Genomic DNA, 26,193 nt, shown 5'->3' with positions numbered 1-26,193 from the left:
CCTTCACGGCCAGGCGGACGACGACAGCACACGCACGCGACTGCGGGCGCTCACGTGGAGTTCCACGTGAGCGCCCGCAGTCGTCGTAGGTCCCTCGGTGGCCCCTCCGTGGTCCCTCGGACGTGTGCCGCGCGACAACTGGCCCGCGTGCCGCGCGGCAATTCGCTCGTGTGCCGCGCGACGGGCTCAGCGCGTCAACGGCGGCCGCGGGCCCGGCTGCGCGTCCCCCGGCTCGTCGTCCCGGATCACCTCGCCCCGCACGACCTTGCCGTCGGGGCGGTGGATGCGGGCCTGCTGGAAGGCGTCACCCAGGCTGCCCGGGGAGGCCGTGCGCAGCTTGCGCTCCAGGGTGCGTTCCGTGTAGCGGCCGAGGGCCTTCTGCACCGGCGGGATCAGCAGCACCAGGCCCACCGCGTCCGAGATCAGACCGGGGACCATCAGGAGCAGGCCGCCCAGCATCAGCAGGCCGTTGCCGCCGCCGCGCGAGGGGCTGCCGCCGCGTTGCAGCGCCTCGTTCAGGTTCTGGAAGGCGCGTCGGCCGGCCTTCTTGATCACCGCGGAACCGAGCACGACGCCCGCGAGGAGCAACAGGAACACGACGAGCCCGCTGGACGCGTCGGCCACCACCGTCAGCAGCCAGATCTCCAGCACCAGCCAGGCCGCGATGCCCAGCGGCAGCCAGGTCCGCAGCCGTGAGCGCCGGGGTCGGGGCCGGGCGGGGTACGTGGGGGTCGGAGCGCCAGTCGTCATGCCTCCAGTGTGCCTGGGCCCGGCTCAGTACGGGATAAACCGCGGCCTCACGGATCCTGGGGCGGCCCTAGGACTTCTTGTCGCGTCCCAGGACCTTGCCGACCCGTTCGGTCGCGCCCCATGCCGTGACCCGCCACAGCGCCTCGACCAGGATGTCGCGGCTCATCTTGGAGTCGCCGAGTTCGCGCTCGACGAAGGTGATGGGCACCTCGACCACGTGGTAGCCGGCCTTGACCGCGCGGCGGGCGAGGTCGACCTGGAAGCAGTAGCCCTGGGAGGCGACCTCGTCGAGACCGAGGCCTTCCAGGGTCTCGCGGCGGAAGGCGCGGTAGCCGCCGGTGATGTCGCGCAGCGGCAGGTCGAGGGCGAGCCGCGAGTAGAGGCTGCCGCCGCGGGAGATGAACTCCCGGCTGCGCGGCCAGTTGACCACCCGGCCGCCGGGTACCCAGCGGGAGCCGAGGACGAGGTCGGCGGTCTTGAGCGCGGTCAGCAGGCGGGGCAGTTCCTCGGGCTGGTGGGAGCCGTCGGCGTCCATCTCCACCAGGACGCCGTACCCCTTCTCCAGGCCCCAGCGGAAACCCGCCAGGTAGGCGGCGCCCAGCCCCTCCTTGCCCTTGCGGTGCAGCACCTGGACGTGGTCGTCCTCGACGGCCAGTTCGTCGGCGAGCTTGCCGGTGCCGTCGGGGCTGTTGTCGTCGGCCACGAGGACGTGCGCCTCGGGAACGGCCTTGCGCACCCGGCCGACGATGGCCTTGATGTTCTCCGCCTCGTTGTAGGTCGGAATGATCACCAACGCCGTGCCGAGCGGGCCGAAGCGCCTCTCCTGGGCCCGTGCCGCGTGGGTCCCGTCGCCGTCGTTCACTGCTGCCCCTTCATCTCCGTACGCAGAGGTCCACCATAGTGGCCGCGGCCTGCGATGACGTGACAACAGGTTCGTACGGTGGTGTCGTTTCCGCAAAAGCGGGGTAAGAACGCGCGTCGGTGACTCGCTCGCTGCGGAGTGGGGGCCCGGCGCCCTTCGGGCCGACCTGGGACCCGCCGGCTGCGGGTCGACCTGAAGCCGTTGTCTACTGAGCACCCGGGCCCCACCCGGGTCACACCTTCCCGACCGGCCGGAACCGTCCCTCGTCGCGGCGCGGGCACTGGGCCTGGCTGCCAGCGACGGTGCCCCGGTGCGGCACACCGTCCCTGACCCAGCGGCGCCGCGGCGACTGCACGGACATTCCCCGGTCGGGCGTCCGGTGGTGGACCCGGCCGAACCTACCGGCCCCCTGCCGTCGCCTGTCAACAGCCGTTCGACCTGCGGGTTCTCGGAGAAAGCCCTGGTCAGAGCGGAGGATGCGCAGGTCGTGCGACCGGGTGGCGGCGGCCTCCCGCGCCCGCACCGCGGCCGTAGATCACTCGCCCGGCCGTACGAACACCGTCCGCCCTGCGACCACGGTGCGCAGGCACACCGGGAGGTCCCGGCCGGGCGTCAGGTCGGGCAGGCCGGGGGTGCCGGACCGGGGGTCGGTGGACCAGCGGGCGACCCGGTCGTCGGGGGCCTGGACCACCAGTTCGCCGGTGCGCCACACGGCGTAGTCCGCGGGCGCGCCGGGCACCAGGACGCCCGCGCCGTCCCGTCCGACCGCCCGCCAGCCGCCCCGCGTGTGGGCGGTGAACGCCGCCCGCACGGAGACGCGGTGCCCGGGCGTGCGGTGGAAGGCGGCGGCGCGGACCGTGCCCCACGGGTCGAGGGGGGTGACCGGGCTGTCGGAGCCGAAGGCGAGCGGGACGCCGGCGCGCAGCAGCGCCGCGAACGGATTGAGGGTGCGCGCCCGCTCCGCCCCCAGACGCTGGGCGTACATGCCGTCGTCGCCGCCCCACAGCGCGTCGAAGGCGGGCTGCACGGAGGCGGTCAGGCCCAGTTCGGCGAAGGCCGCGACCGTCTCGGGGGTGAGCATCTCGGCGTGTTCGACGCGGTGGCGGGCGGCGCGGACGCGGGCGAGGCCGACCTTGTCGGCGGCGGCGCGCACCCCTTCGACGACCGTGGTCACGGCCGCGTCGCCGATGGCGTGGAAGCCCGCCTGGATACCGGCCTCGGTGCAGGCGGTGACGTGGGCCGCCACGGCGGCCGCGTCCAGGTAGGCGGTGCCGGTGTGGTCGGCGTCGGCGTAGGGCCGGTGCAGGCAGGCGGTGTGCGAGCCGAGGGCTCCGTCGGCGAAGAGGTCGCCCGCGGCGCCGGCCGCGCCCAGTTCCCGGGCCCTGGCGACCCCCTCCTCGCCCTGCTGGGCCCAGTAGCCGACGACCCGCGGTGCGGGCTCCTCGGCCGCGAGCCGCAGCAGGCCGGTGAGGTCGTCCTCCGAGGAGATCTCGGGGCCGGCGCACTCGTGGACCGACCCGATGCCCAGGGAGGCGGCACGGGCGAGGGCGGCACGCTGGGCCTCGGTGCGCTGCCGCGGCGTGATCGCGGCGAGGGCGGCGGCGCGTACGGCGTGGTGGGCGTCGGCGGTGAGCGGGCCGTCCACCGGGCCGAGGTCGCGGCCCACCAGGTCGAGCAGCGCCGTCGTGACGACGGCCGAGTGCACGTCGATGCGGGACAGGTACAGCGGGCGTCCGCCGGTGGCCTCGTCGAGTTCCGCGCGCGTGGGCGGGCGTCCGCCGGGCCAGCGGGCGGCGTCCCAGCCGTGGCCGAGCAGCACGCGGTCGTCCGGGCGGGCGGCGGCGAAGTCGCGCACGCGGGCGAGGGCCGCCTCGAGGGACGGGGCGTCGGACAGGTCGAGGCCGGTGAGCGCGAGGCCGGTGGCGGTGGTGTGCACATGGGCGTCGGTGAACGCGGGGGTGACCAGGGCGCCGTCCAGGTCGACGGTCTCGTCCACGCCGTCCGCGAAGGCGTCGGCGGCGCCCTCGGAGCCGACCCAGGCGACCTGGCCGCGCTCGACGACCATCGCGGTGGCGAAGGGGTCGGCGGGGCTGTGGACCTCGCCGCGGCGGAGCAGTACGGTCTCGGGCTGGTCGGTGCGTTCACTCATGACCGACAGTTTCTCGCGCGGCGGCCCCCGGCCCGCACCTGGGGCGGGCCCGGAGGGCCTAGATGCGCGGCGGCCGGGCCTCGTACGGGGTGGACAGGACGACGGTGGTCCGGGTGGACACCCCGGCCAGGGAACGCAGCCGGGCCAGCAGTTCCTCCAGCTCGTGCGGGGTGGCCACGCGGACCTTGAGGATGTAGTTCTCGTCGCCGGCCACGCTGTGGCACGCCTCGATCTCGGGAACGCCGGCCAGGCGGTCCGCGATGTCGTCGGGGGCGCTGGGGTCGAACGGTTTCACCGAGATGAAGGCGGTCAGGGGCAGCCCCACGGCCTCGGGGTCGACGACCGCGGCATAGCCGCGGATGACGCCACGCTGCTCCAGCCGGCGCACCCGCTGGTGCACGGCCGACGTGGACAGGCCCGTGGCCTTGCCCAGGTCTGTGTAGCTCATCCGCCCGTCCTTGACGAGCAGCTGCACGATCTGTCGGTCCAGCTCCTCCATGGCGCAAGAACCTACAGTGCGCTTGATCTCCTCCGATACCTGAGCAGCCCAGGTCATACCCGGTTCGTGATGTGGCCGGGAGCAGGATGTGAGCCGCCTGTGGGACAAAGACCTCCGCCACGGGCACCACCGGTCGGCATGTGACGAACACCACAGCCACCTGGCACTCTCCGTGATGTTCTCGTGATTACCGCCGGTGGCGAGGGGGAAATGCTTGCTGTGGTCGAGGCCGCAGCGCCTTCACGGCCCAGCCCGAGGGGGAGAATCCCATGCAGAGTCTTAAGCGTCCTGGTCGTACCGCACCCAAGCGTCTCCAGGCGGTCGTCGAACCCGAGCCGGAGGGCGTCGAACCCGACGCCTACGACGACGAGTTCGACGCGTACGACACCTTCGAGATGTACCGGGTGATCTGCCCGGACTGCGCGCAGCCCATCGCCCTGCTGGCGGACGAGGAGGTCCTGCCCGAGCACGCGCTGTGCGCCTCGCCGTGGAACCCGTTCGGCCTCACGGTCTGCGCCGGCACGGGCCGCAACGCCGCCGACGCCCGCCCCGCGGACGAGTCGGTGAAGCCGCAGGAGCAGGAGACCGCCCTGCTGCTGACGCTCCCCCAGGGACTCGACTGGCGGATGCAGCCCTTCTCGCACGTCGGCGGCCCGGGCTCGCGCCCGATCCGGGTCCCCGTGATGCGGCGTCACGCCGCCTGAGCGTCCGCCCCTGACGGGCCGTCACGCCTTCCCGGTCTTTCCGCTTTCCGGCCGTACCGGTCATCGTCCTGCACCATGGCCCGCAGAGCGCCGCGGTGCAGGTCCGACGTGCCCGGATCCGCCGGACCGGCGGCCGTGACGTGGTTCGCCGGGCACTCGTGGACGAACGGACGGTTCCCCGACGGTGACCTCGACGCCGTCCGGCGCGTTGGTGTGGTATGACCGCCACCTACCGAGCGACTGGGCGTCTGCGCCGGGTGTTCGTGCCGCCGCCCGCGGGAAGGGTTTCGCCTGCGCCGTCGGCGCCCCATGACCCGCCCATCTACCGGGACCTGATGCGTACCTGGGCCGACCGGGGCCGCACCCTGCCGGGGCGCCACGACCCGGAGTGGGTCCGGCTCGCGGCGCCGCAGGTCAGACCGGGTCAGTTCAGCGCGTCTCCGGACCCGCGAGATGACGGGCGATGACCATCCGCTGGATCTGATTGGTGCCCTCGACGATCTGCAGGACCTTGGCCTCGCGCATGTAGCGCTCCGCGGGGAAGTCGGCGGTGTAGCCGTACCCGCCGAGGATCTGCACGGCGTCGGTCGTCACCTTCATGGCGGTGTCGGTGCAGTGCAGTTTCGCCATGGCGGCCTGCTTGGCGAACGGCAGCCCCGCGTCGCGCAGCCGCGCCGCCGCCAGGTACAGCGCGCGGCCCGCCTCGATCTGGGTCGCCATGTCGGCGAGCATGAAGCGCAGCCCCTGGAAGTCCGCGATGGGCCGGCCGAACTGCCGCCGCCCGGCGGCGTAGGCGACCGCCTCGTCGAGCGCGGCCTGGGCGACGCCGATCGCGCAGGCCGCGATGCCGAGCCGGCCGGAGTCGAGGGAGGCCAGCGCGATGGCGAAGCCCTGGCCCTCCTCGCCGATGCGCCGGTCGTCGGAGACCCGCACGCCGTCGAAGTGGACCTGCGCGGTGGGCGAGCCCTTCAGGCCCATCTTCTTCTCGGGCGCGGCCCCGCTGAGGCCCTCGGCGTCGCCGGGGACCAGGAAGGCGGTGATCCCGCGCGGCCCCTCTTCGCCGGTGCGTGCCATGACCGTGTAGAAGTCGGCGATGCCGCCGTGCGTGATCCACGCCTTGGTGCCGGTGATCACCCACTCGTCGCCGTCGCGGACCGCCTTCGTGCGCAGGGACGCCGCGTCCGAGCCGGACGCGGGTTCGGACAGGCAGTAGGCGCCGAGCAGCCCGCCGCCGAGCATCGCGGGCAGGTGCTCGACCTGCTGCTGCTTGGTGCCGTAGGCGGCGAGCGCGTAGGAGGCGAGGGTGTGCACGCTGACACCGAGGCCGACGGTGAGACGGGCCGCGGCGAGTTCCTCGAGGACCTGGAGGTAGACCTCGTACGGCTGGTCGCCGCCTCCGTACTCGGAGTCGTAGGGCAGGCCGAGCAGGCCCGCCTCGGACAGCAGGGAGAAGACCTCGCGCGGGAAGCGCCCGGCGTCCTCCTCCGCGGCCGCCCCGGGGGCGATCTCACGCTGCGCGATGTCGCGGACGAGCGAGATCAGGTCCCGGGCCTCGTCCGTGGGCAGTTGCCGGTCCACCGGCTGCGGGGCGCGGTCGGGCATGGCGACGCTCTCCTCCCTGTCGGGCGCATGGGCGGACGTGCACCTTGGGTGGGGGCGGCGCCGCCGGCTCGTACTTCGGGCGCGGCCGGTGCCCGCGCTTCCGGGTCACGGAAGCTGCTGACCAGCGGCTGCGCGCTGTGAGTATGCCCGATCGGCGACACCGCGTCACCAGTTAACGACCGCTTACTTCAAGAAAATCGTACCGCCGGGGACCGGGCGGCACCATCGCTCAGAAATGGCCTGCACCCCTCGCGGCCGCTTGTTGTTGCATGCATGACAACAACAAGGGCGTTCGCCCACGGCCGTCGCGGAGCCGGCCCGTGGCCGGCTTTCGTCATCCGTCGCGGCGGGCGGGTTGCGGGGCCGGGTAGGCGGGGTCGAGTTCCGCGATGGCGCGCATCGCACCGCCCAGCGTCCTGACGAGCAGCTCGCACATCACCTCACGGCTCAGCTCGGGGCGGGCGATCCAGTCGAGGGTGGCGCCCTCCACACTGCACACCCAGGCGAGCAGGCCCATACGCGCCAGCGGGGCGATGTCACCGCGGCCGTACGCCCCTTCGGCCACGGTCGCCACGATCGTCTCGCGCACGCCGTCCCGGATGGCGTGCACCTCGGTGTCGAAGCCGACGCCGCCGCTGACGATCGTGCGGTAGGCGGCGTGGTTGTGCTCGGCGTAGCGGAGGTAGCCGTCGATGGTGCGGTGCACACGATCCACGGGCGGCAGTTCGAGGCCGCTCGCCGCGAAGGCGACCAGGTCGGCCACGGAGTCCCGGACGATCGCCAGGTAGTAACCGCGCTTGGACCGGAAGTAGTAGTAGATCAGCCCCTTGGCGACCCGCGCCTGCCGGGCGATGTCGTCCATGGAGAGCGCGTCGTACGGTGCGTCCGCGAACAACTTCCGCCCGATGGAGATGAGTTCGGCCCGGCGCGCGACCGACCGCTCGGTGCCGCGGGCCGGTGGGGGTACGGTGTCGCTCTGCTGGCTGATATTCAATTTCGACCCTGATGTCCGAGGGGCGGCGGGACATCCGCAGTATGGCAGGTCGGGGTACGGATCAGGTCACAGCAGACCGAGTCGGGTCACGAGGATCGCGATCACCACGGCGAGGGTCCAGCCCATGACGTGTTCGAGGACCTTCGGCCCGTCACCCCCGTCGCCCCCGGGGCCGCCGGTGCGGGCGCGGACGCGGGCTGCGGTGGCTGAGTGTGCGGTCATGACCTCTCACCGATCTCGGGCGTTCGAACGTACCGGTCGGACCCGCCGGTCCGGCACGCCGGCGGGGTGCACTGGCCGGTTCCCCACCGTTTCGTCCACCTTGCCACCGCTCGCCGCCTTCGGCGGCCGAGAGCTTGGTCACACGCCCTCGGCCGCGAAGCCGGACCGCCTCCCGGCGGCGTCACCCGTCGTGTCGCCCCTTCCGGGCGTGACGGGCGGTCAGGCGACCCCGACGGCCGCAAGGGCGCGGCGCTGTCGTGGGGTCGGCCTGACCGGGAAGTAGAGGTAGCAGACGCCGCCGGTGCCGCTTCTGACCCGGCCGTTCGCGTCGTACCTCTTGGTGCGCAGCCAGATGTTCTCGAACTCCCCGCGCCGGTACACCCGTCGCACCGCCTCGTCGCTCGGCGAGGCCGGGTCGTTCGCGATCACGTCGCCGTCGGGGGTGAAGCCGATCACCGTCATCAGGTGCCCGGAGGTGCCGTAGCCCGCGCCCGTGAGCTCCGTCGCGAGGAAGGACTGGGAGGTGATGGCCGGGACGCCGGCCGCGATCAGCGTCTCCAGGTCGGTGAGCGAGCCGAGCCGGGTGACCACGCCCTGGATGCCGTGGAAGGTGCCCGCGTAGGCCGCGTTGAACGGCCAGTTGCCGCAGCCCTGGTACTGGTAGTCGTAGGTGAACCGGGCCGCGTGGCAGATCTGCGGATCGACGTACGACGGGTCCACCCAGGCCAGTTGCTCCGGGGTGAGCCGGCCGCCCCAGTACTCGATGATCATCTGCGAGGAGGTGGGGCTGCACCAGGCCTCGCCGCCGTTGTCGTACTCGGGGTACTGCCCCTTGTGGATCTCCTGCGAGTAGCGCGGGACGTCCAGTTCCCGGGCGAGGCCGGGAGCGGAGGCCGGGACGGTGAAGCGGTCGGGGATGTCGGAGCCCATCGCGCCGAGCCGCCAGACGGTCGGGGTGAGCCGGGTGCCGGGCTTGCGGTAGAGGGTGAGCCGCAGCCGGTACGACGTCAGGCGCAGACCGGTGGCGGCGTCGTCGATGGCGAAGGTGTCGGTCCAGATGCTGCTCTTGCCGTCCGTCTGGTCGTCCACCGAGGTCCGCCGGATGTCCTGGTCGCCGGCCGCCCAGCGGCCCATCACGTACCAGGGGGTGTCGGTGCCGTCGGAGTACGTCCCCTTCAGTTCGACCTGGAGCCAGGTGCCGGCCGGGGTGTGCGCGTTCCAGGAGGCGATTGCCTCCGTGGACGGAACGGAGAGCCTGTGCACCGGGGAGGTCCAGGTCGCGTACTCCCACGCGGCGGTCGTCCCGGTGTGCGGGTCCGTGTAGTCGGCCGTGCCGACGGGTGCGGCGATGGCCACGCCGGGACGCGGGCCGGCGACGGGGCGGACGCCCTGCGCGGTGCCGCTGCGCCAGTCGGCGTGCGTGGTCCAGGCCCGGTTGTCGACCAAGCGGTCCGGGGTGGTGTCCGCGGCCACGGCCGCCGCGGGGCCGGCGACGGCCATGGGTGCGGTCACCGCCGCCGCCATCGCGGCTGCCAGGACTGTTCTGCGGGACGGCTGTTCGGCTCTGCTCATGGGCGGAATGACCCCCAGGTGATCGAGTCGGTGCGGGCCCCATGCACGGTTGCGCTGCACGGTCGCGCTGCACGGTTGTGCGCCAACTATGGCCGGAGGCGGCACGTCGTGCCAGCGCTTCCGGTCATGCCGCGCCCACCAATATTGGTGTGGACCACTGGCGCGACCTGCGCCCGCCCGGTCGACACGGCGCGGTCCGGCTGCCCCTTCCGGTCGGCCCGCCCGGTCGGTCAAGCCCGAGGTCACGGGGTGACGGCGGCCGACCGGGCCGTGTCTTTCCGGCGGGTTCCCGAGAGAATGTGCCGAGCCCGTGTCCCGTCTCCCCCGAAGGAAGCGTCATCCGCCTTCTCGCCTCCCGGCTCCGCCGGCTCCCCCCGTCCTGCGGACCGGTCCGCCTGGTCGGCGTCGACGGGCACGCCGGATCCGGAAAGTCCACCTTCGCCGGGCAGTTGGCCCGGGAACTGGGCGGCGCGCCGGTGCTGCACCTGGACGACCTCGCCACGCACGACGAGCTGTTCGAGTGGACCGGGCGGCTGCTGACCCAGGTGGTCGCACCGCTGCGCCGCGGCGAGACCGCGCACTACGCCCCCTACGACTGGCGCGCCCGCGACTTCGCGCCGCCCCGCCCGCTGCCTCCCGCCCCGGTCGTCCTCGTCGAGGGCGTCGGCGCGGGCCGCCGCGCGCTGCGGCCGCATCTGGCGCACCTGCTGTGGATGGACCTGCTGGCGGAGGAGTCGTGGACGCGCGGCAGGACGCGGGACGGGGAGGAGCAGCGGGAGTTCTGGGACGGGTGGGTCCGGGCGGAGCGCCGGCACTTCGCCGAGGACCCCTCCAGACCCTTCGCCGACCTCCTGGTACGGCAGTCGACCGACGGATATGAGGTGCTTCCGGGTCCGGTGACCACCGTCGGGCCGGACCGGCAGATCACGCAGGGTGACGGACCACCTGCAATGTGGTGAACCTGTGAAAGGGCTTGCGGGCGAACTTCCCGGAGTGCTTCAACTCGGCTTGACCGGCGGGCCGTACAGGTCTTACGTTCTCAATGAGCGGCCGTCCGAGGCCGCCCGCAGACGCGAAGCCCCCGGTTGTTCCCCCGTGACCGGGGGCTTCGTTCTGTCCCCGGCCCCGCTCCGGACACCGTACGACGCGATCCGCTCACCCTCCGTCACCGTCCGAGATGCGCCCCAGGTGCTCCCACCTCGCCGAACGGCCTGTGCGGCACCCTACGGCGGGCGACACCACCGCAGGTACGATGCCCTCGGTGCGACCGGCGGACGCTGCTCTGCGCACCGTTGCAACTCCGGTTCGCGGCACAGCCGTTGGACCAAGGCGGCCGACGGGCGACGGCCCGGCGGTGAACCGACGGGGGCACGGTTTGTGGGGGACGTGATGGACTTCGGCACGCGGGGCCCCGAGGCCCCGGCCGACCTCGCCTGGCTGCGAGGCGTGGACGCCTACACCATGGGGGCCTACCCGCAGGCGGAGGAGGAGTTCCGGGCGGCGGTGCGGATGGACCCGGGGATGGCCGACGGCTGGCTCGGGCTGCACGCGCTGCGCGTCGACACGACGACCGCCCTGCTGCGGATGTTCCGGCACCGCGAACGCTTCGGCGAGCAGCGCGCCCGGCACCGTCGGGCCCTCAACTCCTGGTACTGGCTGGGCTGGTGGGTGCAGCCGGTGCTGGAGAGCCCGCGCGACCTGCTGCTCGCGCACGCCTCCCACTGGCTCGACGGCCGCCACGTCCCGGAACTGGACCGGGCCCTCGCCGGACTGCCGCCCGTGGACACCGATCCCCAGGTCCGTTTCCTGCACGCCTGCCGCGCCTACCTCGTGAAGGACTGGGAACAGCTCGTCCGCCACACCGATCCGCTGATCGACGACTCCCTGCTCGGCATCGAGGCGGGCCTGTTCGGCGGCATGGCCCGGGTCCGGCTGGAGATGTACGGGCAGGCCGAGCCCCTGCTGGCGGCGGCCCTGATGCGCTGCCGCAGCGAGCAGCCGCAGCGCAAGGAGCTGCGCTACTGGCTGGCCCGGGCGCACGAGGGCACCGGCCGCAGCGCCGCCGCCCTCCCGCTGTACCGGGCCGTGCACCGCGTCGACCCGGCCTTCATGGACACCTCGGCCCGGCTCACGGCGATCGCCGAGGGCGACGGCTACGACGAGTCGGCCGACCTCGCCGCGATCACGCTCTCCGGCGGCCAGGACGCCCTGGAGGGACCGGACATCCTCGACCCGCTCTTCGGCATCGAGGGCCGTGACCTGCGCCTCTCCGAAGCCGACCTGCCCCCGGCCGGCCCACTGCCGACGGTGGCCGATCCGGCGGTGCGCGAGAAGAACGCGGCGGCGCCCACGCTGCCCGCCGGACCGACCGATCCGGTGCTGCTCGAGGAGGCGCTCGCCGAGCTCGAGCGGATGGTGGGCCTCGAGCCGGTGAAGCGCCAGGTGAAGGCGCTGTCCGCGCAGTTGAACATGGCGCGGTTGCGGGCCGCGCAGGGCCTGCCGGTCCAGCCGCCCAAGCGGCACTTCGTCTTCTCCGGTCCCTCCGGCACCGGCAAGACCACGGTGGCCCGCATCCTGGGCCGCGTCTTCTACGCCCTCGGCCTGCTCGGCGGCGACCACCTGGTGGAGGCACAGCGCGCCGACCTGGTCGGCGAGTACCTGGGGCAGACGGCGGTGAAGGCCAACGAGCTGATCGACTCCGCGATCGGCGGCGTCCTCTTCGTCGACGAGGCGTACTCGCTGTCCAACTCCGGCTACGGCAAGGGCGACGCCTACGGCGACGAGGCGCTGCAGGTGCTGCTGAAGCGTGCCGAGGACAACCGCGACCACCTGGTGGTGATCCTGGCCGGCTACCCCGAGGGCATGGACCGCCTGCTGACCGCCAACCCCGGCCTGTCCTCCCGCTTCACCAGCCGCGTCGACTTCCCGTCCTACCGCCCCCTCGAACTGACCGCGATCGGCGAGGTGCTGGCGGCGGAGAACGGCGACGCGTGGGACGAGGAGGCCCTGGACGAACTGCGCTCGATCGCCGGGCACGTCGTGGACCAGGGCTGGATCGACGAACTGGGCAACGGGCGGTTCCTGCGCACGCTGTACGAGAAGAGCTGCGCCTACCGGGACCTGCGGCTCACGACGTACCCGGGCACGCCGTCGCGGGACGATCTGGCGACGCTGCGGCTGCCGGACCTGATGCAGGCGTACGGGGAGGTGCTGTCGGGGCGGGGGCCGCAGGATCCGTCGGCGATGTGACAGCCGCGGCCCCGCCCGCCGGTCAGCCGGCCAGCGCCTGTTCCGGGGTTCCGCTCCCCCGCGGCTCCGTCACCTTCACCTCGGGCAGGTCCCGGTGCGCCGGGTCCCGTACCTCGCCGACCAGCAGCTCCAGCACGTCCTCCAGCGCGACCAGGCCGAGCACCCGGCCGGAGGCGTCGGCCACCTGCGCGAGGTGGGTCGCCGCGCGGCGCATCACGGTCAGGGCGTCGTCCAGGGGCAGGTCCGAGCGGAGCGTCGTCATCGGACGCCACAGCTGCTGCGGCACCGCCCGCTCCGAGTCCTCCAGGTCGAGGACGTCCTTGACGTGCAGGTAGCCCATGAAGGCGCCGGTGTCCGCGGCGACGGGGAAGCGGGAGTACCCGGTGCGGGCGGTGAGCCGCACGATCTCCCCCGGCGTGACCGAGGGGCTGACCGTGATCAGCGACTCCCGCCGCAGCAGCACGTCGGTCACCGGGCGGGAGCCCAGCTCCAGCGCGTCCTCCAGGCGCTCCTGTTCCTCCGGGTCCAGCAGGCCGGCCTGGCCGGAGTCCTCCACCAGCCGGTTGAGCTGCTCACTGGTGAAGACGGCCTCCACCGCGTCCTTCGGCTCGACGCGGAACAGCCGCAGGATGCCCTGGGCGCAGGCGCCGAGCGCGACGGTGATGGGCCTGCACAGGCGGGCGAACGCGACCAGGCCGGGGCTGAGCCACAGCGCCGCCTTCTCCGGGGCCGCCATCGCGAGGTTCTTCGGGACCATCTCGCCGACGACGAGGTGGAAGAAGACGACGGCGACGAGCGCGATGACGTAGCCGAGCGGGTGGATCATCCCCTCGGGGAGGCGCACCCACGCGAAGACCGGTTCCAGCAGGTGCGCCACCGTCGGCTCGGCGACCGCGCCCAGGGTCAGCGAGCAGACGGTGATGCCGAACTGGGCGGCGGCCATCATCTGCGGCAGCCGCTCCAGCCCGTACAGCACCTGGCGGGCCCGGGCGGTGCCCAGTGGCTCGATCTGGCTGCGGCGCACGGAGACCAGCGCGAACTCGGCGCCGACGAAGAAGCCGTTGGCGAGCACGAGCAGCCCGGCGAACAGCAGTTGCAGCACGCTCATCGGACGACCTCCATGACCGGCCCGGTCCTGACCAGCCGGACCCGCTCGGCGCGGTAGTGGCCGACGCGGCGGACCGTCAGCCGCCAGCCCGGCAGTTCGGCCCTGTCGCCGACGGCCGGGATCCGGCCCAGCAGGTCGGCGACCAGGCCGGCGACGGTCTCGTACGGTCCCTCGGGCACGTCGAGGCCGATGCGCCGGAGGATGTCGACCCGGCAGCTGCCGTCGGCGTCCCACGCGGGGCGGCCGTCCTCCGGCGGCGCGGCGGCGAGTTCCGGCACGTCCTGCCCGTCGTGCTCGTCACGGACCTCGCCGACGAGCTCCTCGACGATGTCCTCCAGGGTCACGACGCCCGCCGTGCCGCCGTACTCGTCGACGACGACGGCGATGGGCTGCTCGCTGCGCAGCCGGCCCAGCAGGGGCTGCACCGGCAGGGTCTCGGGGACGAGCAGCGCCGGGCGCGCGATGTCGCCGACGGGCGTGCGCAGCCGGTCCGGCGCCGGGACGGCCAGCGCGTCCTTGAGGTGGACCATGCCGACGACCTCGTCGATCTTCTCCCGGTACACGGGGAAGCGGGACAGGCCGGTGGCGCGGGTGAGGTTGACCACGTCCTCGGCCGTCGCCGACGACTGCAGCGCGCTGACCTTCACGCGCGGGGTCATCACGTGCTGCGCGGTCAGCTCGCCGAGGGACAGGGTCCGTACGAAGAGGTCGGCGGTGTCCTGCTCCAGGGCGCCGGCCTGCGCGGAGTGCCGGGCGAGGGAGACCAGCTCACCGGGGGTGCGGGCGGAGGCCAGCTCGGCGGTGGGTTCGACGCCGAGTGCCCGGACGAGCCGGTTGGCGACCGCGTTCAGCACGGCGATGACCGGGCGGAACAGGCGCGCGAACACGTGCTGCGGACCCGCGACGAAGCGCGCGACCTGCAGCGGCCGGGACACCGCCCAGTTCTTGGGCACGAGCTCGCCGATCACCATCTGCACGGCGGAGGCCAGCAGCATGCCGACCACCACGGCGATGCCGGACACCGCGCCCCCGGGCAGGCCGACGGCCGTGAACGGGCCGTGCAGCAGCTCGGCGAGCGCCGGTTCGGCGAGCATGCCGACGACGAGGGAGGTGATGGTGATGCCGAGCTGGGTGCCGGAGAGCTGGAAGGACAGTTCCTTCAGCGACTCGACGACGGTGCGGGCCCGTCGGTCGCCCTCGGCGGCGGCCTTCTCGGCGTCCGTCGACTCGACCGTGACCAGGCCGAACTCGGCGGCCACGAAGAAGCCGTTGGCGAGGATCAGCAGGAAGGCGGCGGACAGGAGGAGCAGGGGGATGGTCATGCCGCCGCCTCGAAGGGCCGGGAGGTGGCGGCGCAGGTACTACAGGACGATCCGTCCATCGCTGGAGGGAGTCACTCCTCGGGTAGCAGGAAGCCTCCGACGGGCCGGGCGGGCCCGTCGCGGCGGAGACGTCTCGTACGACGTCTCCCCCAACAGATTAATCAAGACATGGGTCCGGACGGCAGGGTGAACGCGGGTGAACGCCCCGAGTCAGCCCCGAGGCGGCTCGGGATCCCTGGCGCAGCGGGCGTCGGCCAGCGCGCGCAGGGTCCGCGCGTCGGCGATGGCGTGCTGCCTGGCGATGCCCGGCTGGATGCCGAGGGCGGGCAGGCTGGTGCCGTCGCTGAGGTTGAGGAAGACCCAGGGGTCGCCGGGGCGGAGGTTGACCTGGACGATCTCCGCCCAGTCCAGGCGCCGCCTGCTGACGATGTTGACGACGGTCACCCCGGACTCGTCCGCGACGACCTTCACCCGGGCGAGAAGGGCGAGCACCGCGAACAGGATCGCCCCGGTGAGGACGAAGCTGAGGCGTTCGCCGGGGCTCAGCTGCTCCAGCAGGAACGCGACCGTGGTGATGACGGCGAAGATCGCGGCACCGGCGCCGAGCAGGACGACCCGGGTGTGGCGGGGCCGGAACGTGACGGGGAGAGCGGGCAGGTCGGACATCTGCGCGGCCTCTCAGAGACGGCAGGCGTGGATCGCCGTGGTCAGGATGGCCCGGGCGCCGATCGCGTACAGGTCGTCCATGATGCGCTGGGCGTCCTTGGCGGGCACCATGGCGCGGACGGCGACCCAGCCCTCGTTGTGCAGGGGGGAGATCGTCGGGGATTCCAGGCCGGGGGTCAGGTCGACGGCCTTCTCCAGCTGCTCGACCCGGCAGTCGTAGTCCATCATCACGTACGTGCGGGCCACCAGGACGCCCTGCAGGCGGCGCAGGAACTGCTGCACCTTGGGCTCCTCGGCGTCGGCGCCGACGCGGCGGATGACGACGGCCTCGGACTGCATGATCGGCTCGCCGAAGACCTCGAGGCCGGCGTTGCGCAGGGAGGTGCCGGTCTCGACGACGTCCGCGATGACCTCGGCGACGCCGAGTTCGATGGCGGTCTCGACGGCGCCGTCGAGGTGGACGACGGAGGCGTCGATGCCGTTTTCGGCGAGGTGCCCCGCGACGATCCCCTCGTAGGAGGTGGCGACCGTCATGCCGGTCAGGTCCCGCACGCCGCTCGCCGTGCCGGGCTTGGTGGCGTAGCGGAAGGTGGAGCGGGCGAAGCCCAGCGGGAGGATCTCCTCGGCCTTGGCTCCGGAGTCGATCAGCAGGTCGCGGCCGGTGATGCCGATGTCGAGGCGGCCGGAGGAGACGTAGATCGCGATGTCGCGGGGGCGCAGGTAGAAGAACTCGACCTCGTTGGCCGGGTCGACGATCCGGAGCTCCTTGGACTCGCGGCGCTGCTGGTAGCCGGCCTCATGCAGCATCTCCGCCGCAGGGCCTGACAGGGAACCCTTGTTGGGGACGGCGATGCGCAGCATGAGGTCGGCTTCCTTCGCGTGACGGGGTGAGGTGGGTGGAGCGTGTCTTACGGAACTGGGCGAGCTGAGCGGAGCTGACGGAACCGCCGGCTCACAGGTGGGCGTAGACGTCGTCCAGGGAGATCCCGCGGGCGACCATCATCACCTGGACGTGGTACAGCAGCTGCGAGATCTCCTCGGCGGCCGCCTCCTTGCCCTCGTACTCGGCGGCCATCCAGACCTCGGCGGCCTCTTCGACGACCTTCTTGCCGATGGCATGGACGCCCCTGCCGACCAGTTCCGCGGTGCGGGAGGTGGCGGGATCGCCGTGGGCGGCCTTGTGCTGGAGCTCGGTGAAAAGCTCCTCGAACGTCTTCTTGGACATGGTGGTCCTTACCCTACGCGCAAGCCGGGGCGGCTCAGCGCCAGGGTTCGGATACTGAGCGGAGGGTGGCCGCGGTGGCCACCGCCGCCGTCACCGCTTCGTGCCCCTTGTCCTCGTTGGAGCCGGGAAGGCCGGCCCGGTCCAGCGCCTGCTCCTCGGTGTCACAGGTCAGCAGGCCGAAGCCGACGGGCACGCCGGTGTCGACGGAGACCTGGGTGAGTCCCTGGGTGACGCCCTGGCACACGTAGTCGAAGTGGGGGGTGCCGCCGCGGATGACGACGCCGAGGGCGACGACCGCGTCGTAGCCGCGGCCGGCGAGGACCTTGGCGACCACCGGGAGTTCCCAGCTGCCGGGGACCCGCAGCAGGGTCGGCTCGTCGATTCCCAGGTCGTGCAGGGCGCGCAGGGCGCCGTCCACCAGACCGTCCATCACCTTCTCGTGCCACTGGGCCGCGACGACGGCGACCCGCAGGTCGCCCACGTTGCGTACGGACAGTTCCGGTGCGCCCTTGCCGCTCACGTTCTCGTGTCTCCTCGGTGTGCTCTCACTGGTTGCTGCAGGTCGTCGCCGTGCCCGCGCCGGCCGTCTCCAGCCAGGGCAGGTCGTGGCCCATCCGGTCCCGCTTGGTGCGCAGGTAGCGGAGGTTGTGCTCGCCGGCCTGCACGGGCATCGGCTCGCGGCCGGTGACCCGCAGGCCGTTGCGCATGAGCGCGTCGGTCTTCTCGGGGTTGTTGGTCATCAGGCGCACGCTGCGCACGCCGAGGTCCTGGAGGATCCGGGCGCCGGCGCCGTAGTCCCGGGCGTCGGCGGGCAGGCCGAGTTCCAGGTTGGCGTCGAGGGTGTCGCGGCCGCGCTCCTGGAGTTCGTAGGCCCTCAGCTTGGAGAGCAGGCCGATGCCGCGGCCCTCGTGGCCGCGCAGGTAGACCACCACCCCCCGGCCCTCGGCGTGGACGCGGTCCAGGGCGGCGTCGAGCTGGGGGCCGCAGTCGCAGCGCAGGGAGCCGAAGATGTCGCCGGTCAGGCATTCGGAGTGGACGCGCACCAGGACGTCCTCGCCGTCGCCGATGTCGCCGTGCACGAGGGCGACGTGCTCGACGCCGTCGGCGGTGGAGCGGTAGCCGTACGCCGTGAAGGTGCCGTGCACGGTGGGCAGGCGGGTCTCGGCCTCGCGGCGGACGAGGGGCTGGGCGGCGGGCTTCTGCTGCGCGGGAACGCCCGGGCGCAGTTCGGTGGCGCGGCGGTGGGCGATCAGGTCCTCGATGGAGATGATCGTCAGGCCGTGCTTGCGGGCGAAGGGGAACAGCTCGGGCAGGCGCAGCATGCGGCCGTCCTCCCCGGCGATCTCGACGATGGCGCCGGCCGGGCGCAGGCCGGCGAGGCGGGCGAGGTCGACGGCGGCCTCGGTGTGGCCGTCGCGGACGAGCACGCCGCCGGGCCGGGCGCGCAGCGGGAAGACGTGGCCGGGGCGGACGAGGTCGGCGGGCCCGGCCTCGCCGCTCGCCAGCAGCCGCAGCGTGGTGGCGCGGTCGGCGGCGGAGATGCCGGTGGTCACGCCGTGGGCGGCGGAGGCGTCGACGGAGACGGTGAAGGCGGTCTTCATCGACTCGGTGTTGTCCTCGACCATCTGCGGCAGCTTCAGCCGGTCCAGTTCCTCGCCCTCCATGGGCGCGCAGATCAGCCCGCGGCACTCGCTCATCATGAAGGCGACGATCTCGGGGGTGATCTTCTCGGCGGCGACGACGAGGTCGCCCTCGTTCTCGCGGTCCTCGTCGTCGACGACGACGATCGGGCGGCCGGCCGCGATGTCGGCGATGGCCTGCTCGACGGGGTCGAGCGACCAGTCCTCGATGCCGTCGGTGTCGTCGGTGCTGTACAGGATCGGTGCCGTGGTCATGCCGGCGCTCCTTCCAGGACGGGCCGCGCGTCCTTGCGGGAGCGCAGCCACCAGTCGCGCATGCCCCACAGGACGAGTGCGCCGTAGATGACGTAGACGAAGCCGGAGAAGGCGTAGCCGTTGGCGAAGTTGAGCGGCACGCCGACCACGTCGACGAGCAGCCAGGCGAACCAGAACTCGACCATGCCGCGGGCCTGCGCGTACATGGCGACGACGGTGCCGACGAAGATGTAGGCGTCCGGCCAGGGGTCCCAGGACAGGGACGGGTATGCCTTGAAGAGCAGGGCCACGGCGACGGTACCCAGGGCGGCCGCGCCGGCCATCGCGGCGCGCTCGCGCCAGGTGGCGAACCGCGGCACGATCTGGCCGTCCGCGGACCGGCCCTTGTCGTGGTTCCACCGCCACCAGCCGTACAGGGCGACGACCATGACGACGACCTGCTTGCCGGCGCTGCCGGCGAGGTGGCCGTAGAAGGCGATGAAGAGGATCAGGCCGGAGAGGAACTGCACCGGCCAGGTCAGCAGCGAGCGCCGCCAGCCGAGGGCGAGGGTGATCAGGCCGAGGATGTTGCCGATGGTGTCCGACCAGATGATGTGCTGGCCGAACAGGGTGAAGGCCTCGGAGTTCAGCCAGTTCACCGGGTCGCCCCCTGACCGGCCGCGAGCAGCCGCTCGACGTACTTGGCGACGACGTCCACCTCGAGGTTGACCGGGTCGCCGGGCTGCTTGAGGCCGAGCGTGGTCAGGGCGAGGGTGGTGGGGATGAGGCTGACGGTGAAGTGGTCGGCCCCGGCGTCGACGACGGTGAGGCTGATGCCGTCGACGGTGATGGAGCCCTTCTCGACGACGTAGCGGGCGAGGTCCGCGGGCAGCGAGATCTTGACGATCTCCCAGTTGTCGGACGGCTTGCGTTCCAGCACCTCGCCGGTGCCGTCGACGTGGCCCTGCACGATGTGCCCGCCGAGGCGCGCGCCGACGGCCGTGGGACGTTCGAGGTTGACGCGGGAGCCGACGGTGAGGGCGCCCAGGCTGGAGCGGTTCAGCGTCTCGGCCATGACGTCGGCGGTGAACTCGTCGCCCTCGTGCTCGACGACCGTGAGACACACGCCGTTGACGGCGATGGAGTCGCCGTGCTTCGCGCCCTCCGTGACGACGGGGCCGCGCAGCCGGAAACGGGAGGCGTCGCCGAGGTTCTCGACAGCGGTGACTTCACCCAGCTCTTCGACGATTCCGGTGAACACTTCCCGGGTCCTCCCTGCCTCATTCGGGCACGGACTCCGGGGCTGTCGAGACGACAGAATGTACGAGCAGGGACACCGGGGGCGACGCCGGACGTGGTTCGTCCCCTGGACGAACCGGTACGGCGGCGCGCACGAATGCCCGCCCGCCGCGCACTGCCTCCCATCCGGACTTTAACCGTCGGTCCAGGAATTTCACCTGGTCAACCGGCCGCTGGAGGCGACCGGGTCGCGGACTGTAACCGCCGGTTCGGACTTTCACCGACCCCGGAGTGCGCTGCTGCTAAAAGGTACAGGGTCAGTGTGCCATGCCCGATCGGCGTCCATATGGGTGAGAGGCTGTGGGGTGGCTCACACGAGCGCCCGCCGGATTCCTCGCGGCCCGGCCCGGAACCGCCGGGCGATCCGGCCCGTCGGCCGGCCCGGAACCGCCGATTGGTCCAGACCTATTGACGTAAGGTCCCGCTTGGTCTAGACCTTTCTCCGAGGTCTCGCGCGGCACGCCCGCGGACCGGCCCGGCGGCGGTGACGACGGCCCTTGCCCGCCGCCGGGTCCCAGATCCGCGCCGGCCCGTCACAGCCCCGCGCCGGCCCGGTGGCTCCGCGTCAGCCCCATCAGCCCCGCGTCAGCCCCATCAGCCCCGCGTCAGCCCCCGTCCGCCCCGCGTCAGCCCCGCCGGCCGTCGCCGAAGCGCCGGGCCAGGAAGTCCTCGAAGGTGCCCTTCCCCACGGCCTGCCGCGGGGCCAGGTGGCCGCCGGAGCGGAAGGCGCGGTAGGCCTTGCCCCACAGGGGGACGTTCACCACCGCACGCCGGCGGCCCGTCGCCCGCAGGTAGGCGCGGGCCAGCGACTCCAGGGTGCGCGCCTCGGGGCCGCCCATGTCCGCGGTCCGCCCGGCGGGTGCGGCGAGGGCGAGCTCGGCGAGGCGGTCCGCGACCTCGGCCACCTCCACCGGCTGGTCCCGCACCCCGGCCGGCAGCAGCATCACCGGCAGCCTGGCCAGGGACCCGAGGACGGTCACGAGCAGGTCGTGGAACTGGGTCGCGCGCAGCACGGTCCAGCCCAGCCCCGACTGCTCGATCTGCCGCTCCACGGCGAGCTTGGTGCGGTAGTAGCCGAACGGCACGCGGTCGACGCCGACGATCGAGATGTAGACCAGATGGCCCACCCCGGCCCGCCGTGCCGCGGCGATCAGGTGCCCGGCCGCCTTCTCGTCCCCGCCGGTCTGGGAGGTGGCGCAGTGCACGATCGTGTCCACGCCGTCGACGGCCCGGTCCAGGCCGGGGCCGCCCTCACGCAGGTCCACGGCGTACGGCTCGGCGTGCCGGCTGAGCACCCGTACCTCGTGGCCGTCCGCCCGCAGCCGCTCGGTGACGAGCCGGCCGAGGGTTCCGGTGCCGCCGGTCACCAGGATCGTGGTCATGCTGTCGAGTCCCTTCGGACGTCGGACGCCCCCGGACGGAGCGCCCTTCCTCCGACTGGGACGGACCGGCCCCCGCGAAACGTGACACGGCCCCGGCGAGAAGTGACATTCCCGCTCTCGCGCACGCCCGCCGTCGATCAGCGCGCCGGCGGGAAGAGTTCGTCCTGGGCGCGGTCCCGGGCCGTCAGCAGCGCCCCGCGCAGCACCGCGCCGCCGCCCAGGGTGCCGGGCCGTACCTCCGTCGGCAGCGGCGACATCCGGCGCAGCCGCCGGGCGACCCGGCCGGCCAGTTCCTCGCCGCCGGCCTGCCCGATCTCGCCGCCCAGCACCACGCAACCGGGGTCGAGGATCGACACCACGGAGGCGACGCCGACGGCGAGCCGGTCGGCGAGGGCGTCGAGGAATGCCGCGGCTTCCCGCGCGACGGGCCCCGGTCCGGCGGGCGGCGTCGCCACCAGGCGCGCCGCCTCCCGCACCGCCCCGGCGGCCCGCGGTTCGTGTCCCGTCGCCCCGGCCGTCAGCCCGTACTCCGCCGCCAGCCGCGCGACCGCCGCCGCGCCCGCCAGGGAGTGGAAGCCGCCCTCGCAGTCCGTGGCCGACGGCAGGCCGGCCGTGCCCGGCACCGGCAGGAAGCCGATCTCCCCCGTGCCGCCGGAGGCGCCGCGGCGCAGGACGCCGTCGAGGACCACGGCCGCGCCGGTGCCGTGGCCGAGCCACAGCAGGACGAAGGTGTCGCGGTCCCGCGCCGCGCCGTCGCGCTGTTCCGCCAGCGCGGCGAGGTTGGTCTCGTTCTCGACGCTGACGCGGGCCCCGGGCAGCCGTTGCTGCAGGGCCGCGACCAGGCTGCGGTGCCACGCGGGCAGGCCGGTGGTGTCGCGGAGTTCGCCGCTGGCGGGGTCGATCAGGCCGGGCGCGCCGATCCCGACGGTGTGCAGCCGGTCGGCGCCGGCCTCCTTCAGCGCGTGCTCGACCAGGGTGACCGCGCGTTCCACGGCGGTGCCCGTCCCGGTGTCGCCGCCGATCGGCACGGACGCCTCGGCCAGCACCCGGCCGACCAGGTCGGACACCAGCACCGCGACGCTCTCCGTGCGCACGTCAAGGGCGGCGAGGTGCGCGCGGTCGGCGACGATGCCGTACAGCTTCGCGTTGGGGCCGCGGCGCGCCTCGCCCGCCTCCCCGACCACGGTGACCAGACCGGAGGCGGTGAGCCGTTCGACGAGGTCGGCGACGGTGGGCCGGGACAGGCCGGTCAGCTGCTTCAACTGCCCTGCCGTCAACGGGCCCTCCTGCTGGAGCAGACGCAGGGCGAGCCGGTCGTTGATGGCCCGGGCGGTGCTCGGGGACGCGGGCATGCCGGGATCCTTCCAGATACGTGCTCGGTCGTTCGTACGGGGCTGATTGCGGACTATCTATCAGGCAGGGTTCCTGATAGTTTACGGCGCCGGGGCGGACAGCCATGGGACGGGAGTGCGGGAGGGCCGGAGAATGAAGGACGTGGTCCACGACCAGCGCGAGGTGAGGCGTGCCCGGTACGCCGTGGCGGCCGTGTTCGCCGTGCACGGCGCCGTCACCGGCTCGTTCGCGACCCGGGTGCCGTGGATCCAGGACCACGCCTCGGTCAGCGCGGGCCGGCTCGGTTTCGCCCTCGCCTTCACGGCGCTCGGCGCCTCCTGCGCGATGCCGCTGGCCGGCCGCGTCACCCACCGCTTCGGCAGCCGGACCACCCTGCGCGCCCTGATCGCCGCCTGGACGGTGTCGCTGGTCCTGCCGTCGCTCGCGCCGAACCTGCTCACCCTGTGCCTGGCGATGTTCACGTACGGGGCCACCGCGGGGATGGCCGACGTGGCCATGAACGCGCTCGGCGTCGAGGTCGAGCGGCTGCTCGGCAAGTCGATCATGTCCGGTCTGCACGGCATGTGGAGCGTGGGCGCGCTGATCGGCTCGGCGGCCGGCACGGTCGCCGCGCACCTCGGCTCGGACGCCCGGCTGCACCACGGGCTGGCGGCGGCGGTGCTCACCGTGCTGGGCGTGCTCGTCTGCCGCTGGGTGCTCGACCTGCAGCCGGCCGAGGACGAGGAGCCGCCGCCGAGGTTCACCCTGCCGCCCCGGTCGGCGCTGCTGATCGGAGCGGTCGGCTTCTGCGCGGTGTTCGCGGAGGGCGCGAGCCTCGACTGGTCGGCGGTCTACCTGCGCGACCGGCTGGAGAGTTCGGCGGGTCTGGCGGCCGCGTGCACGACCGGCTTCATGCTCACCATGGCGCTCGCCAGGCTGGTGGGCGACACGGTGGTCGACCGCTGCGGCGCCGTGCGCACCGTCCGGGCCGGCGGCGGTCTCGCCGTCCTCGGCGGGGTGCTCATCGTCGTCGCCGGTCACCCGGCGGTGGCGATCGGCGGGTTCGCGCTGGTGGGCCTGGGGATCGCGGTCGTCGTGCCGCTGTGCTTCGCGGCGGCGGGGCACAGCGGTCCGAACCCCAGCCAGGCCATCGCGGGCGTCGCGACCATCACCTACACCTCGGGCCTGATCGCGCCGAGCGCGATCGGCGGGCTCGCCGAGGCGACCAGCCTGACGGTGTCGTTCGCGCTGGTGACGGCGCTGGCCTTCGGTCTCGTGGTCTTCGCGGGGGTGCTGCGCCCCAGCGAGCGCGACCGGGCGGAGGTCAGCCCTCGGGGCGAAGCAGTTCCCGGCCCGCGGCCCTGAACGTCTCGCTCCACGGCGCGGGCCGCAGCGTCCCGGCGTCCAGCCGGACCAGGACGCGGGTGCCGCGCGCGTAGGTCGTCGCGCCGTCCCGCGAGCAGAACCGGAAGCCGTAGGTCAGGCCGGTGGTGCCCAGCCGCTCCAGCCAGAGGTGGACGGCGTACGCGCCGGGGCGGGTGACGGGCGCCTCGTAGGTGACGCGGAGTTCCTTGACCGCGTTGCAGGCGTCGCCGGCCGCCGCCCAGTCGCCCGCGAAGTGGATGCCGTGCCCCTGCCACAGCTCCGTCCACGCCTGCTCGACCTTCAGCGGGTAGCGGGCGTTGTGGAGCAGGCCGAGCGCGTCCAGGTCGTCGAAGTGGACGGTGACGGGGATCAGCCGGCCGTAGGACAGGGCGGGGGCGGTCGGGGCTTCGGCGGTCACGGGCGGGGCTCCTGAGCGTTGCTGGTGGGGCGCCGCGGCGCCTCGGGGTGCACTCCATCCTAAGCGGACGCTCAGCATGCGGCGCCGGGAAGGGCCTGGTCAGGCAGCCGGGCGAGGGGCGTCGGGGTGGGGCGGGTGCGGGCGGACCACGGGCACCACCGACAATTGGTCCGGAACAAGCTGCACAGTACAGAGAAAGCGAAACCTCATCATGGACCTCGGCGTGCGCTGGAAGCTGCACGGAGACGGGCGTACGCCCGCGCCCGGAGCGGTGGTACGCCCCGACGAACGGCTCTCCTGGCCCCGCACGGTCGGACTCGGCGCCCAGCACGTGGTGGCGATGTTCGGCGCGTCCTTCGTGGCCCCGGTCCTGATGGGCCTGGACCCCAACCTCGCGATCATGATGTCGGGCGTCGCGACCGTGATCTTCCTGCTCGCCACCCGCGGCCGGGTCCCGAGCTACCTGGGCTGCTCGCTGTCCTTCGTGGGCGTGGCGGCCGTCATCCGGGCACAGGGCGGTTCGAGCGCCACCGTCACCGGCGCGGTGTTCGTCGTCGGCGTCGCGCTGTTCCTGGTGGGGCTCGCCGTGCAGCGCTTCGGGGCGCGGATCATCCACATCGCGATGCCGCCGGTCGTCACCGGCGCGGTCGTGATGCTGATCGGCTTCAACCTCGCGCCCGTCACCGCCTCCACCTACTGGCCGCAGGACCAGTGGACCGCCCTGCTGGTGATGCTGTTCACCGGTCTGGCGGTGGTCGGCCTGCGCGGTTTCTGGTCCCGCATCGCGATCTTCCTCGGCCTGGTCTTCGGGTACGCCGCTTCCTGGGCGTTCGACCGGATCTTCGGCCGCATCCACTCGGCCGACGCGAGCGGGAAGATCACCGACCACTGGCGCCTGGACCTCTCCGGTGTCTCCCGCGCCGACTGGTTCGGGCTGCCGTCCTTCCACGGCCCGTCGTTCCAGTGGTCGGCGATCCTGGTGGCCCTGCCGGTCGTCATCGCCCTCGTCGCCGAGAACGCCGGACACGTCAAGGCGGTCGGCGAGATGACCGGCGAGTCGCTGGACGACAAGCTGGGCACGGCGATCTCCGCCGACGGCATCGGCTCCATGCTGTCCACCGCGGTCGGCGGCCCGCCCAACACCACCTACTCCGAGAACATCGGCGTGATGGCCGCCACCCGCGTCTACTCCACCGCCGCCTACTGGGCCGCCGCCGGCTTCGCGCTGCTGTTCGGCCTGTGCCCGAAGTTCGGCGCGGTGGTGGCCGCGATCCCGGGCGGCGTGCTCGGCGGCATCACCGTCATCCTGTACGGCATGATCGGCCTGCTCGGCGCGCAGATCTGGCTCAACGCCAAGGTGGACCTGCGCAACCCGCTGAACCTGGTGCCGGCCGCGGCGGGCATCATCATCGGCGTCGGCAACGTCACCATGAAGTTCACCGACACCTTCTCGCTCAGCGGCATCGCGCTCGGCACGCTGGTCGTCATCACCGGCTACCACGTGCTGCGCGCGTTCGCGCCCGCCCACCTCAAGCCGCAGGAGCCGCTGCTCGACGAGGGCACGTCCTCCTACGACGAGGCCAGCTCGTAGGCGTACGA

25 protein-coding genes and 1 riboswitch are annotated in these 26,193 nt (G+C 72.9%); of the genes, 5 read left to right on the top strand and 20 right to left on the bottom strand.

Annotated elements, in window-relative coordinates; genetic code table 11:
• Positions 1–186: 186 nt before the first annotated feature.
• The 4 genes from fxsA to ACH4ZX_RS32455 form a co-directional block, all read right to left on the bottom strand.
• Complete coding sequence (fxsA, locus tag ACH4ZX_RS32470; RefSeq protein WP_398280639.1) at positions 187–750, bottom strand: FxsA family membrane protein; 564 nt, start codon at positions 748–750, stop codon at positions 187–189.
• Between the two features lie 67 nt (positions 751–817).
• A complete protein-coding gene (locus ACH4ZX_RS32465; RefSeq protein WP_398280636.1) occupies positions 818–1,612 on the bottom strand; it encodes a polyprenol monophosphomannose synthase in 795 nt (264 codons plus the stop codon).
• Between the two features lie 535 nt (positions 1,613–2,147).
• Entirely contained in the window at positions 2,148–3,761 is a 1,614-nt protein-coding gene (locus ACH4ZX_RS32460) for an amidohydrolase (RefSeq protein WP_398280633.1), read from the bottom strand.
• Between the two features lie 58 nt (positions 3,762–3,819).
• Entirely contained in the window at positions 3,820–4,260 is a 441-nt protein-coding gene (locus tag ACH4ZX_RS32455; RefSeq protein ID WP_018548954.1) for an Lrp/AsnC family transcriptional regulator, read from the bottom strand.
• Between the two features lie 269 nt (positions 4,261–4,529).
• Between ACH4ZX_RS32455 and ACH4ZX_RS32450 the strand changes: the two genes are divergently transcribed.
• Positions 4,530–4,964 carry a hypothetical protein gene (locus ACH4ZX_RS32450; protein WP_398280630.1) on the top strand — a complete coding sequence of 145 codons (435 nt, stop codon included), beginning with the start codon at positions 4,530–4,532 and terminating at the stop codon, positions 4,962–4,964.
• 429 nt (positions 4,965–5,393) lie between these two features.
• On the opposite strand, the gene ACH4ZX_RS32445 is transcribed toward ACH4ZX_RS32450, so the two are convergent.
• From ACH4ZX_RS32445 to ACH4ZX_RS32430, 4 genes are all read right to left on the bottom strand, one after another.
• The gene (locus tag ACH4ZX_RS32445; protein WP_398280627.1) at positions 5,394–6,566 is read right to left on the bottom strand and encodes an acyl-CoA dehydrogenase; all 1,173 of its coding nucleotides are present in this window, start codon (positions 6,564–6,566) and stop codon (positions 5,394–5,396) included.
• Between the two features lie 334 nt (positions 6,567–6,900).
• Entirely contained in the window at positions 6,901–7,560 is a 660-nt protein-coding gene (locus tag ACH4ZX_RS32440) for a TetR/AcrR family transcriptional regulator (protein WP_398280624.1), read from the bottom strand.
• 66 nt (positions 7,561–7,626) lie between these two features.
• Positions 7,627–7,782, bottom strand: a complete 156-nt coding sequence (locus tag ACH4ZX_RS32435; protein ID WP_398280621.1) for an SCO1431 family membrane protein — start codon at positions 7,780–7,782, stop codon at positions 7,627–7,629.
• A gap of 219 nt (positions 7,783–8,001) precedes the next feature.
• On the bottom strand, positions 8,002–9,354 hold the full coding sequence (locus ACH4ZX_RS32430) for a peptidase C39 family protein (RefSeq protein WP_398280618.1): 1,353 nt from the start codon (positions 9,352–9,354) through the stop codon (positions 8,002–8,004).
• Positions 9,355–9,653: 299 nt separating this feature from the next.
• On the opposite strand from ACH4ZX_RS32430, the gene ACH4ZX_RS32425 reads away from it, so the two are divergent.
• Positions 9,654–10,313: a uridine kinase gene (locus ACH4ZX_RS32425; protein WP_398280615.1), complete on the top strand. Its 660-nt coding sequence runs from the start codon at positions 9,654–9,656 to the stop codon at positions 10,311–10,313.
• 430 nt (positions 10,314–10,743) lie between these two features.
• The gene (locus tag ACH4ZX_RS32420; protein WP_398280612.1) at positions 10,744–12,603 is read left to right on the top strand and encodes an AAA family ATPase; all 1,860 of its coding nucleotides are present in this window, start codon (positions 10,744–10,746) and stop codon (positions 12,601–12,603) included.
• Positions 12,604–12,625: 22 nt separating this feature from the next.
• On the opposite strand, the gene ACH4ZX_RS32415 is transcribed toward ACH4ZX_RS32420, so the two are convergent.
• From ACH4ZX_RS32415 to ACH4ZX_RS32365, 11 genes are all read right to left on the bottom strand, one after another.
• Positions 12,626–13,711 carry a hemolysin family protein gene (locus ACH4ZX_RS32415; RefSeq protein WP_398280609.1) on the bottom strand — a complete coding sequence of 362 codons (1,086 nt, stop codon included), beginning with the start codon at positions 13,709–13,711 and terminating at the stop codon, positions 12,626–12,628.
• Positions 13,708–15,033, bottom strand: coding sequence for a hemolysin family protein (locus ACH4ZX_RS32410; RefSeq protein ID WP_398280606.1), 1,326 nt, complete (start codon positions 15,031–15,033; stop codon positions 13,708–13,710). The genes ACH4ZX_RS32415 and ACH4ZX_RS32410 overlap by 4 nt, the downstream gene beginning before the upstream one ends.
• A 210-nt stretch (positions 15,034–15,243) precedes the next feature.
• Positions 15,244–15,699 carry a PH domain-containing protein gene (locus tag ACH4ZX_RS32405; RefSeq protein WP_398280603.1) on the bottom strand — a complete coding sequence of 152 codons (456 nt, stop codon included), beginning with the start codon at positions 15,697–15,699 and terminating at the stop codon, positions 15,244–15,246.
• A 12-nt stretch (positions 15,700–15,711) separates the two neighbouring features.
• The gene (gene hisG, locus ACH4ZX_RS32400) at positions 15,712–16,560 is read right to left on the bottom strand and encodes an ATP phosphoribosyltransferase (RefSeq protein ID WP_398280600.1); all 849 of its coding nucleotides are present in this window, start codon (positions 16,558–16,560) and stop codon (positions 15,712–15,714) included.
• A 91-nt stretch (positions 16,561–16,651) separates the two neighbouring features.
• On the bottom strand, positions 16,652–16,924 hold the full coding sequence (locus ACH4ZX_RS32395) for a phosphoribosyl-ATP diphosphatase (protein ID WP_398280597.1): 273 nt from the start codon (positions 16,922–16,924) through the stop codon (positions 16,652–16,654).
• A gap of 34 nt (positions 16,925–16,958) precedes the next feature.
• The gene (gene ribH / locus ACH4ZX_RS32390) at positions 16,959–17,444 is read right to left on the bottom strand and encodes a 6,7-dimethyl-8-ribityllumazine synthase (RefSeq protein ID WP_360750950.1); all 486 of its coding nucleotides are present in this window, start codon (positions 17,442–17,444) and stop codon (positions 16,959–16,961) included.
• 25 nt (positions 17,445–17,469) lie between these two features.
• Entirely contained in the window at positions 17,470–18,819 is a 1,350-nt protein-coding gene (locus ACH4ZX_RS32385) for a bifunctional 3,4-dihydroxy-2-butanone-4-phosphate synthase/GTP cyclohydrolase II (RefSeq protein WP_398280594.1), read from the bottom strand.
• On the bottom strand, positions 18,816–19,457 hold the full coding sequence (gene pnuC / locus ACH4ZX_RS32380) for a nicotinamide riboside transporter PnuC (RefSeq protein ID WP_398280591.1): 642 nt from the start codon (positions 19,455–19,457) through the stop codon (positions 18,816–18,818). Before pnuC ends, ACH4ZX_RS32385 begins: the two co-directional genes overlap by 4 nt.
• On the bottom strand, positions 19,454–20,059 hold the full coding sequence (locus ACH4ZX_RS32375) for a riboflavin synthase (RefSeq protein ID WP_398280588.1): 606 nt from the start codon (positions 20,057–20,059) through the stop codon (positions 19,454–19,456). Before ACH4ZX_RS32375 ends, pnuC begins: the two co-directional genes overlap by 4 nt.
• Positions 20,060–20,205: 146 nt before the next feature.
• Positions 20,206–20,336: riboswitch (FMN riboswitch) on the bottom strand.
• 387 nt (positions 20,337–20,723) lie between these two features.
• Positions 20,724–21,479 (bottom strand): SDR family oxidoreductase, encoded by a 756-nt coding sequence (locus ACH4ZX_RS32370; RefSeq protein WP_398280585.1) that lies wholly within the window; start codon positions 21,477–21,479, stop codon positions 20,724–20,726.
• 137 nt (positions 21,480–21,616) lie between these two features.
• A complete protein-coding gene (locus tag ACH4ZX_RS32365) occupies positions 21,617–22,831 on the bottom strand; it encodes an ROK family transcriptional regulator (protein WP_398280582.1) in 1,215 nt (404 codons plus the stop codon).
• A gap of 133 nt (positions 22,832–22,964) precedes the next feature.
• On the opposite strand from ACH4ZX_RS32365, the gene ACH4ZX_RS32360 reads away from it, so the two are divergent.
• Positions 22,965–24,176, top strand: a complete 1,212-nt coding sequence (locus ACH4ZX_RS32360; protein ID WP_398280579.1) for an MFS transporter — start codon at positions 22,965–22,967, stop codon at positions 24,174–24,176.
• On the opposite strand, the gene ACH4ZX_RS32355 is transcribed toward ACH4ZX_RS32360, so the two are convergent.
• A complete protein-coding gene (locus ACH4ZX_RS32355) occupies positions 24,136–24,594 on the bottom strand; it encodes an acyl-CoA thioesterase (RefSeq protein WP_398280576.1) in 459 nt (152 codons plus the stop codon). The genes ACH4ZX_RS32360 and ACH4ZX_RS32355 overlap by 41 nt on opposite strands.
• A gap of 211 nt (positions 24,595–24,805) precedes the next feature.
• On the opposite strand from ACH4ZX_RS32355, the gene ACH4ZX_RS32350 reads away from it, so the two are divergent.
• Positions 24,806–26,185, top strand: coding sequence for a uracil-xanthine permease family protein (locus ACH4ZX_RS32350; RefSeq protein WP_398280573.1), 1,380 nt, complete (start codon positions 24,806–24,808; stop codon positions 26,183–26,185).
• The last annotated feature ends 8 nt before the right edge of the window (positions 26,186–26,193 follow it).

Source organism: Streptomyces sp. NPDC020490, assembly GCF_044335305.1.
GTDB lineage: Bacteria > Actinomycetota > Actinomycetes > Streptomycetales > Streptomycetaceae > Streptomyces.
The sequence above is the reverse complement of the archived record's forward strand: the minus strand, read 5'-3'. Positions and strand labels throughout refer to the sequence as shown.

Excerpts from the sequence above, each read along its gene's own strand:
- fxsA (WP_398280639.1), bottom strand. The coding sequence starts at position 750 with ATGACGACTGGCGCTCCGACCCCCACGTACCCCGCCCGGCCCCGACCC.
- ACH4ZX_RS32460 (WP_398280633.1), bottom strand. The coding sequence starts at position 3,761 with ATGAGTGAACGCACCGACCAGCCCGAGACCGTACTGCTCCGCCGCGGC.
- ACH4ZX_RS32455 (WP_018548954.1), bottom strand. The coding sequence starts at position 4,260 with ATGGAGGAGCTGGACCGACAGATCGTGCAGCTGCTCGTCAAGGACGGG.
- ACH4ZX_RS32450 (WP_398280630.1), top strand. The coding sequence starts at position 4,530 with ATGCAGAGTCTTAAGCGTCCTGGTCGTACCGCACCCAAGCGTCTCCAG.
- ACH4ZX_RS32445 (WP_398280627.1), bottom strand. The coding sequence starts at position 6,566 with ATGCCCGACCGCGCCCCGCAGCCGGTGGACCGGCAACTGCCCACGGAC.
- ACH4ZX_RS32435 (WP_398280621.1), bottom strand. The coding sequence starts at position 7,782 with ATGACCGCACACTCAGCCACCGCAGCCCGCGTCCGCGCCCGCACCGGC.
- ACH4ZX_RS32430 (WP_398280618.1), bottom strand. The coding sequence starts at position 9,354 with ATGAGCAGAGCCGAACAGCCGTCCCGCAGAACAGTCCTGGCAGCCGCG.
- ACH4ZX_RS32420 (WP_398280612.1), top strand. The coding sequence starts at position 10,744 with ATGGACTTCGGCACGCGGGGCCCCGAGGCCCCGGCCGACCTCGCCTGG.
- ACH4ZX_RS32415 (WP_398280609.1), bottom strand. The coding sequence starts at position 13,711 with ATGAGCGTGCTGCAACTGCTGTTCGCCGGGCTGCTCGTGCTCGCCAAC.
- ACH4ZX_RS32410 (WP_398280606.1), bottom strand. The coding sequence starts at position 15,033 with ATGACCATCCCCCTGCTCCTCCTGTCCGCCGCCTTCCTGCTGATCCTC.
- ACH4ZX_RS32405 (WP_398280603.1), bottom strand. The coding sequence starts at position 15,699 with ATGTCCGACCTGCCCGCTCTCCCCGTCACGTTCCGGCCCCGCCACACC.
- hisG (WP_398280600.1), bottom strand. The coding sequence starts at position 16,560 with ATGCTGCGCATCGCCGTCCCCAACAAGGGTTCCCTGTCAGGCCCTGCG.
- ACH4ZX_RS32395 (WP_398280597.1), bottom strand. The coding sequence starts at position 16,924 with ATGTCCAAGAAGACGTTCGAGGAGCTTTTCACCGAGCTCCAGCACAAG.
- ACH4ZX_RS32385 (WP_398280594.1), bottom strand. The coding sequence starts at position 18,819 with ATGACCACGGCACCGATCCTGTACAGCACCGACGACACCGACGGCATC.
- ACH4ZX_RS32370 (WP_398280585.1), bottom strand. The coding sequence starts at position 21,479 with ATGACCACGATCCTGGTGACCGGCGGCACCGGAACCCTCGGCCGGCTC.
- ACH4ZX_RS32365 (WP_398280582.1), bottom strand. The coding sequence starts at position 22,831 with ATGCCCGCGTCCCCGAGCACCGCCCGGGCCATCAACGACCGGCTCGCC.
- ACH4ZX_RS32360 (WP_398280579.1), top strand. The coding sequence starts at position 22,965 with ATGAAGGACGTGGTCCACGACCAGCGCGAGGTGAGGCGTGCCCGGTAC.
- ACH4ZX_RS32350 (WP_398280573.1), top strand. The coding sequence starts at position 24,806 with ATGGACCTCGGCGTGCGCTGGAAGCTGCACGGAGACGGGCGTACGCCC.